General features: G+C 65.3%; 7 protein-coding genes. 3 read left to right on the top strand and 4 right to left on the bottom strand.

Features of this window, described 5'->3' with window-relative positions; translation table 11 throughout:
* Positions 1-442: 442 nt before the first annotated feature.
* Positions 443-2,248: a caspase family protein gene (locus AC0L2F_RS33285; RefSeq protein WP_473251264.1), complete on the bottom strand. Its 1,806-nt coding sequence runs from the start codon at positions 2,246-2,248 to the stop codon at positions 443-445.
* A 164-nt stretch (positions 2,249-2,412) separates the two neighbouring features.
* Here AC0L2F_RS33285 and AC0L2F_RS33280 point away from each other — a divergent pair, with 164 nt between their 5' ends.
* Positions 2,413-2,856: an RbsD/FucU family protein gene (locus AC0L2F_RS33280; RefSeq protein WP_473251263.1), complete on the top strand. Its 444-nt coding sequence runs from the start codon at positions 2,413-2,415 to the stop codon at positions 2,854-2,856.
* A gap of 30 nt (positions 2,857-2,886) precedes the next feature.
* Here the strand turns inward: AC0L2F_RS33280 and AC0L2F_RS33275 are convergent, their stop codons facing one another.
* On the bottom strand, positions 2,887-3,204 hold the full coding sequence (locus AC0L2F_RS33275) for an antibiotic biosynthesis monooxygenase family protein (RefSeq protein WP_473251262.1): 318 nt from the start codon (positions 3,202-3,204) through the stop codon (positions 2,887-2,889).
* 121 nt (positions 3,205-3,325) lie between these two features.
* Between AC0L2F_RS33275 and AC0L2F_RS33270 the strand changes: the two genes are divergently transcribed.
* Positions 3,326-3,685 (top strand): hypothetical protein, encoded by a 360-nt coding sequence (locus AC0L2F_RS33270; protein ID WP_007612410.1) that lies wholly within the window; start codon positions 3,326-3,328, stop codon positions 3,683-3,685.
* A gap of 240 nt (positions 3,686-3,925) precedes the next feature.
* Here AC0L2F_RS33270 and AC0L2F_RS33265 read toward each other — a convergent pair whose 3' ends face one another.
* Complete coding sequence (locus AC0L2F_RS33265; RefSeq protein ID WP_473251261.1) at positions 3,926-5,329, bottom strand: hypothetical protein; 1,404 nt, start codon at positions 5,327-5,329, stop codon at positions 3,926-3,928.
* A 75-nt stretch (positions 5,330-5,404) separates the two neighbouring features.
* On the opposite strand from AC0L2F_RS33265, the gene AC0L2F_RS33260 reads away from it, so the two are divergent.
* Positions 5,405-6,601, top strand: a complete 1,197-nt coding sequence (locus tag AC0L2F_RS33260; protein WP_473251260.1) for an MFS transporter — start codon at positions 5,405-5,407, stop codon at positions 6,599-6,601.
* Here the strand turns inward: AC0L2F_RS33260 and dgcA are convergent.
* The gene (gene dgcA, locus AC0L2F_RS33255; protein WP_473251259.1) at positions 6,571-7,566 is read right to left on the bottom strand and encodes an N-acetyl-D-Glu racemase DgcA; all 996 of its coding nucleotides are present in this window, start codon (positions 7,564-7,566) and stop codon (positions 6,571-6,573) included. The genes AC0L2F_RS33260 and dgcA overlap by 31 nt on opposite strands.
* Positions 7,567-7,704 lie beyond the last annotated feature (138 nt).

Raw genomic sequence — 7,704 nt, 5'->3', positions numbered from 1 at the left:
CTTCGCCCCGTCATCGAATCATAGCAAAGCGGCTATGGCAAATGCCCGTTTAGACGAAAGATTCTCACCCTCTCAGGATGAGGAAGGCGTGCGCGGCAGCAGTTTCAATCGGCCCCGATGCTGATTAGCCTCAGCCTGAGGAGACCGCGAAGCGGTCGTCTCGAAGGACGAGGCGCGCGCTCAGAGCGCGCCAATGCTGATCATATCTATTCCCCAATGCGAAAAGGGGCAGAGCGTCACCGCTCTGCCCCTTCTTTATTTGTCGCATGTGGGTTCGAACTCGCCGCTTTGCTCGGTGCAACCTCTCCCGCTTGCGGGGGAGGTCGGCGCGAAGCGCCGGGTGGGGGCTCTTTCCTCTCGGGGGATCCTCGTTTGTGGAAGCACCCTCTCCCCAACCCTCCCCCGCAAGCGGGGGAGGGAGCGCACCTTCTTCTTTGCATCATCAGTGCATGAAGCCGCCGCGGTGGTTGTTGCCGCTGTTGCCACCCTGGCTCTGGTTCATCGACTGGCGGAAGTTGTTGTTGCCATTGTTGACGATCCGGTTGTTCGTGTTGAACTGCGGGCGGTCGTTGTTCTGCACCTGCAGCTTGTTCACCGGGTTGTTGCTGATCTTCACGCCGTTGTTGATGCGGATCGGGTTGTTCTGGGTCTGAACGTTGACGGGCTTCGTATCGATGGTCGTGCCGCCCTTGCCGACATTCACCGGCATGCTCACGATCTTGCCAGGATTGCCACTGGTTGTGCCGTTGGCAGTGCCATTTGGCGTCTTATTGGTCGCAGGCAGCGTCACGATCTTGCCGATGCCGCCATTGTTGTTGGTGGTGTTGGTCGGCGCGGGCAGGGTCACGATCTTGCCCGGGGTCTGCGACGGCGTGCCGTTCTGCGGGTTGGGCTGGTTGTTGCCCGCCGGCAGCTTGACGATCTGGCCGCCATTGCCGAGCTTGCCGATGCCGTTGTTGTCGCCCGACTTCTGCACGATCGGCAAGTTTCCGTTCAATTGCGCGCCGCCATTAGCCTGCTGCAGCGGCATGTATTTGGGCTGGCCGAGATTGCCGATCTTGAAAGTCGGGGCGATATTCTGCGGCGCCAGGAACTTGGTCGCCTGCATCAAGGGAATCTGCTTCGGCTGCATCTGGAGCTTCAGCGCGACCTGCGCATAGGGCGTGTTGCCGTAGCTGTCGTAGAAGTTCTTGTAGCCGAGCGGCGAGTTCGCGAGCACCGCCTTGTGCCAGGCCTGCGTGAGCAGCAGGTTGTTGAGCAGCCAGCGGACGTGATCGCACAGCGGGTCGTGCGGATACATCTGGATGAACTCCTGATAGTACTCGGGCCGAGCTTCCGACACCACGTAGTCATAGGCCTGGCGCGTCGAGCGGCTCGGCAGGTTGGAGGCCATCTGCACCACAGGCGCATTCACCGGCGCGCGGTTGGCGGCAACGGCGGTGTCGCCGAAGAAGGTGAAGTCCGACGTCAGCGACGAGCTCTCCCACGGGATCTGCGCGCCGCTGGTGGTCTGGTTCACTTCGAGGCGCACGCGCTTGAACAGCTGCTCGATCGGCACGTTGGGCTCGCGCGCGACGTTCAGGAAGGCCTGCGTATAGGGGCTGTGACCGCCGGTGCCGTCCTGCGCTTCCGCGCCCGGTGCGGTCGAGTAACCGACGATCGAACCGTTCGGGGCATCGACGATGGCCAAGCCGCGGCCGGCGTCGTTGACGTTCGGGAACGGGTTGTTGCGGCAGGCGTCGAGGATGACGATCCGCATCCGGCTCGGGATCGTCTCCAGCGTCGACATCACGTCGACCAGGCGGACGGAGTTGTTGACGAGCTCGGTCTGGCTCGAGACCTTGGCGTCGACGGGAACGAGGTAGTTCTCGCCGGCGAGCTGCACGCCGTGACCGGCGTAGTAGACCATCGCCACGGTGTTCGGACCGCGCGCCGACACTTTGGCGGAGAAGTCCTGCACCACGCGGAGCATGTCGTTCTGGGTGAGGTCGGTCGCGGCGACCACTTCGAAGCCGGCGGAGTTCAGGAACTTCGCCATGGACTCCGCGTCGTTGTCCGGATTGGCGAGCTGCGGCGCGTTCTGGTAGTTCGAATTGCCGATCACCAGCGCTACCCGCTGTTCCGGGCCTTGCAGCGCGGTGGGGGCCGGCTCGACCGGGGCGACTTGCGCGGAAACTGGGCCGCAGGCAAAGCCGAACAGGCTTCCCAGCAGGCTAGCCGTCATCAGGAAAGGTCTTAGGCGGAACATGGCGTGCTCCTTTGGCACTGATCTCGATACGAGATTGGTTGCCGCGGAGCTTGGCCGCGTTCGAGTTTGAGGTCCGTGATCCCCATCACCATGGTAGGCTGCGTGATCTGAATCACGCTTGGAACCTGCCAAGGTGGGCGCCCCATGGGAGGACAGTCCGTCACATGCTGAAATCGATCGATCCGATCCTCACGCCCGACCTGCTCTGGCTGCTGGCTTCCATGGGCCATGGCGACGACCTCGCTTTCGTCGATGCCAATCACCCCGCGGCACGCATCGCGCAGAGCACGAATTCGCAGCGCCTGATCCAGTTGCCGGGCATGAGCATGGAGACCGCGATTCGCGCCATCATGTCGGTCTACCCGCTCGACGATTTCGATCCCGATCCGGTACGCGTGATGATGCCGGTCGACGATCCCGACCGCGTCCCCGACGTGCAGCGCGCGGTGCTCGCCGAGATCGAACGCGCCGCCTGCCGGCCCGTCACGCCCGGAAAGCTCTCCCGGCCGGATTTTTACCGCGCGGCGGCGGCGGGCTTTGGCGTCGTGCAGGTCGGCGACAGCAGGGGCTATGGATGCTTCCTGATCAGGAAGGGCGTGATCAGCTAGCAGCGCACGATCGAACGATGTGAGACCGCGTCACGCGTGCGCGAATGGTCCAACTTCGCGGATCACCTTGCAGATCTGCAGGAAGCCGCTGGCATAGAATTCGGCATGTCCCCGCTTCATCGTCTCGACATGTTCGGGATGGGTGCGCCAGGCCTCGAGCGCTTGCTCCGAGGCAAAACGGAACACGGTGAGCTCCTCGCCGTCGTCGGCCTTGAACGACTTGACCGACACAAAGCCGGGAAGACGGCTGACGATGTCGTACATGCGCGCGCCGAGCCGGTCGTGTTCGTCGACAGAGGCGCCGTTACGCAATTGCAGATCGCCAATGACAATCACTTCGCCAATCATGTTTCCTTGACCCTCGGTGATGGATTTCCGTTCCCGATCTCTTCGGTTTCGCGATGGGCTTTGTTACATCGCCCCTCGAATTTGAATGGCCTGCCGGCATCCGACTGTTTATGGTCGGTCCATGTCGCGCCTTATGTGTCTATCTGTCGCTATCGTCCTATCGCTGCTGCCGGCCGTCGCGCCGGCTGCTTCGATCCAAAAGCGTCCCAAGCAAGCCTGGCATGGCTACGGCTTCCTGCCGGGCTATCGCCAGCCGCTGAGCAACAGCATCCCGCTCTACAAGCAGAAGGAAGCGATGCGGCGGATGTCGCCCAGCGACCGGCGCCATTGGTACATCGATCCAGTTCCGCAATATTACGGCTGGGACGGTGAGTGGCGCTATTTCGGCCGGCCCGGCTTCGGCGGCGGCCGCTACAATGGCGGTAGTTTTGGCCCGTGCTGGACGCGGACGCCGATCGGGGCAGTGTGGAATTGCGGATGATGGGCTGAGCATCCGTCACTGCGACGTAGCGCGCTACGCTCGCAATGACGTTGAGGAGAGAGTGTTTTTCCTTACTCCGCTCTCGTGCCCCGGCTCTGCAGCGCAGCGTCTCTTCGACGGTGCGCTGCAGAGCCGGGGCCCATGCTGCACAGGAATTCGTTGCTTGCTGGGTCCCCGCTCTGCGCAGCAACGCTAAGGGCGTTGCAGCGCGTCCGGGACACGAGACCGGGATGCATCCCCTTACGAGAAGAACGCGATCTTCTCGGCCTGGGTCATGCGGCGAATGGGCGCCATGGGATCGTTAGCGGCGGCGCGGGGCTTTTGCAGGATGCCGCTGGCGAGGATGGTGGCGCCGAGCGAGGCTTCAGGAACCGGCGAGGGTATCGGCAGTGTCGCGGCCTGAGCCGCGCCGAATGTCGCGGATGCTGCCATGACGGGCGCCGGCTGCTCCATCACTTCGGCGGCGGCTTCCGCAATGGCGTTGGTGAGGCGCGCCAGCGATTCTATCGCGATCGGCGCTTCCTCGACGGGCTCCTCCACGACCGCTGCGGCGGCGACTGGCTCCGGTGCGGCCGGCTCCGGTGCGATCGGCTCCGGTATCTCGGCTGCGATGGGCGCTGCGGCCTCCGCAACCACCGGATCCGGAACGGTCGCTTCCATCTCCACGGGCTCGATGATCTCGTCGAATTCCGGATCGGGCGCGGCCATCTCCAACGCGATGGCCTCGAGTATGGCTTCGTCCTCGGCTTCGGCGGCGGCGTCGAGCGAAAATTCGTCCGTCACCTCGGCAAAGGCGGCGGGCTCAGCGGACGGCTCTGCAAAAGCGGCGGCTTCAGGCGCGGCCCGGCTCTCCGCGAGGGTCTCCGGCTCCAGGGCGGCGTCCATCGCCTGTTCCGCAACGGACAAGGCCTCGGCGACGACGTCGGCCGCTTCCATGGTGGTTTCGGGCTCGATCGCCTCTGCGATGTCCTGCGGCGCCTCCGTAAAAGCCACGGCTACTTCGCTGGCCATCGCAGCAGGCGCGGCCTCCGCCAGCGGAGCTTCCGCAACGGGCGACGGTGCGTCCTGTACCGGAGCCGGCGAGGAGGGCGCGGCCTGCGGCGTTGCGTCAGCGTCGGTCTGGTCGATCCGGTCCTTGAGCAGATCGAATGCGGCCTTGAGGTCGGCGCGGGGGTCGATAGTCGAAACCTGCGCGCAAGCCGCCTCGATGGAGGCGAGCTGCGAATCAATCAGGTCGCAGATTCGCCCGTCCGCGCCGATCTCACGCCAGCGCCAGGAGATCTCCTTGATGATGCGCAGGCCGCGCGGGATCGGCGCGAGGCTGGCCTCGATCGCCCCGGGATCGAACGCCGCAATTGCGATCGTCTCGGCTTCGCGGATCGCGTGCCGGATCGCGACCAGCGCCTCGGGGAGGCGGTCCTCGACGACGGGCTGGCGCTGTGCCGCAAGGGTTTCTTCGATTTTCGCGACAGCATCGAGCACCATGCGGGTGTCGGCGTTGCGGTTGCGCTTGGCGTATTCGCCGAGGAACCAGCGGCCGCGCGCGGTCTCCAGGAAGGCTTCGCGGATCGCGTCGTAATCCTGCTCGTTCGGCTCGGCCGCGCGGGCAGACATAGGCGAGAGGGCGAATGCTTCGTTGGCCATGTCAATCTCGTCGCGCAAATCACCGCGCGTTACAGTAACGATCATCACGATATCGACCGAATCGCAATTGGTTTGATGGCGCCCGAATCACAAATCCCCATCGCAGCAGCTCGGAAGCGGCGATTCGCCGTGAGCCTCGCGCTGTTCTATTCGGCGGTGTTCGCGGTGTCGGGAACGCATCTGCCGTTCTTTCCGGTCTGGCTGAAGGCCATCGGCATCGACGCGGCCTGGATCGGCCTCATCAACGCGCTGCCGGCGATCACGCGCTTCACCACGCTGCCGCAGATCACGGCCTTTGCCGAAAAGCGACATGCGATTCGCGCCGGCATGATGGTGTCCGTGCTGGCGACGGCGATCGGGTTCACGGCGGTCGGCTTGCAGCAGCAGCCGCTGGCGCTGTTCCTGATCTATGCGCTGACCTGCATGATGTGGACGCCGACCATGCCGCTGACCGACGCCTATGCGCTGCGTGGCGTCGCCCGCTACGGGCTCGACTACGGGCCGGTGCGGCTGTGGGGCTCGGCAGCCTTCGCGGCCGGCTCGCTCGCCTGCGGCTATCTGGTGGACCACATTGCGGCGCGCGATCTGATCTGGGTCATCGTCGCCTGGGCCGTGGTTGCGGTCGCCGCCGGCATGCTGCTGCAGCCGCTCGACGATGTCAGGCGAAGGACGACGGTGGCGCACGCCAGCAAGGCGCTGCTGCGCGATGCCGGCTTCTGGGCCATTATCGTTTCGGCCGCGCTGATCCAGGGCAGTCACGTCGCGTACTACACGTTCTCGGCCATCAACTGGCAGGCCCACGGCCTCGGCGGGCTGACGATCGCAGGGCTCTGGACGTTAGGAGTGATCGCCGAGATCGTCGTGTTCGCGTTGTCGCCGCGCTTCTCGCTGCACCCGTCCTCGCTCATGGCGATCGGGGGCGCGAGCGCGGTCGTGCGCTGGGTCGTCACCGCGCACGATCCGCCGCTCGCGCTGCTCGCGGTCGTGCAGCTCGGCCACGGCCTGACCTTCGGGATGACGATCCTCGGCACGATGAGTCTGCTGGTGCAGCGCGTGCCGTCGCATCAGATCGCGCGGGGGCAGGGCTATTACGCCGCATGCAACGGGCTGTTAGGTGCGACCACCTCGATCGCGTCAGGCGCGATCTACGCCCGCATCGGTGACGGCCTGTATTACGTCATGGCGGCGATGGCCGGTGTGGGTGCGCTTCTGATCTGGTCGGCGCGGCACCGGCTGAAAGCTCATCCCCAGAGCGACGAGTCCGGCGGATAGACCAGGCTGTCATCGTAACGCAGGGCGTGATCGCGGTCGCGCGTCAGCAGCAGCGGGCCGTCGAGATCGACGAAGCGCGCCTGCGGCGTCACCAGCATCGCCGGCGCCATCGACAGCGAGGTTGCGACCATGCAGCCGATCATGATCTCGAAGCCGAGCGCCTGCGCGGCATCGGCCATCGCCAGCGCCTCGGTGAGGCCACCGGTCTTGTCGAGCTTGATGTTCACGGCATCGTAGCGCTCGCGGAGCGACGCCAGCGAAGAGCGGTCGTGCACGCTTTCGTCGGCGCAGACCACCAGTGGCCGCTTGATCCGGGCCAGCGCGTCGTCCTTTCCGGCCGGCAGCGGCTGCTCGACCAGGGTGACGCCGACGGCCTCGCAGGCGGCAAGATTGTGCTCCAGATTGGCCTCGGTCCAGGCCTCGTTGGCATCCACGATCAATTCGGATTCGGGAGCGGCCTTGCGTACCGCCGCGATCCGCTCCGGATCGCCGTCGCCGCCGAGCTTGATCTTGAGCAGCGGCCGGTGCGCCGCTTTGGCAGTCGCCGCCGCCATGGCCTCGGGCGTGCCCAGCGAGATCGTGTAGGCCGTGGTGCGCTCGCCCGGCGACGGGCGGTCGAGCAGGCTCCAGGCCCGCAAGCCCGCCGCCTTGGCTTCCAGATCAATCAGGGCACAATCCAGGGCATTGCGGGCCGCTCCGGGCGGCATGGCGGCTTGCAGGGCCTGGCGGGTGAGGCCGCCGGCCACGGCCTCCCGCATGGCCTGGATGGCGGCAAGGGTCGCCTCGGGTGTGTCGCCATAGCGGGGATAGGGCACGCATTCGCCGCGGCCCGTCAGGGCGTCCCGGCTGACCTCGGCCACGACGGTGACGGCCTCGGTCTTGGCGCCCCGGCTGATGGTGAAACTGCCCGCGATGGGAAAGCGCTCGATTCGCGCGGCGAGGGCAGGAACTTTGCTGGAAGTCATTTTGAACTCTGGCGAAATCTGAACCTGCTGGTTACCTCTAGCAACTAAGGTTAACCAGTTGGGGATACCTTCTCCGGGTAAGGGCGCGTGCGCAACCATCTGATTTCAACCGTTTCTCGCGCCCCGGCACGGGAGCGG

Source organism: Bradyrhizobium sp. Ken64 (assembly GCF_055807555.1).
This window is presented reverse-complemented; position numbering and strand designations above follow the sequence as displayed.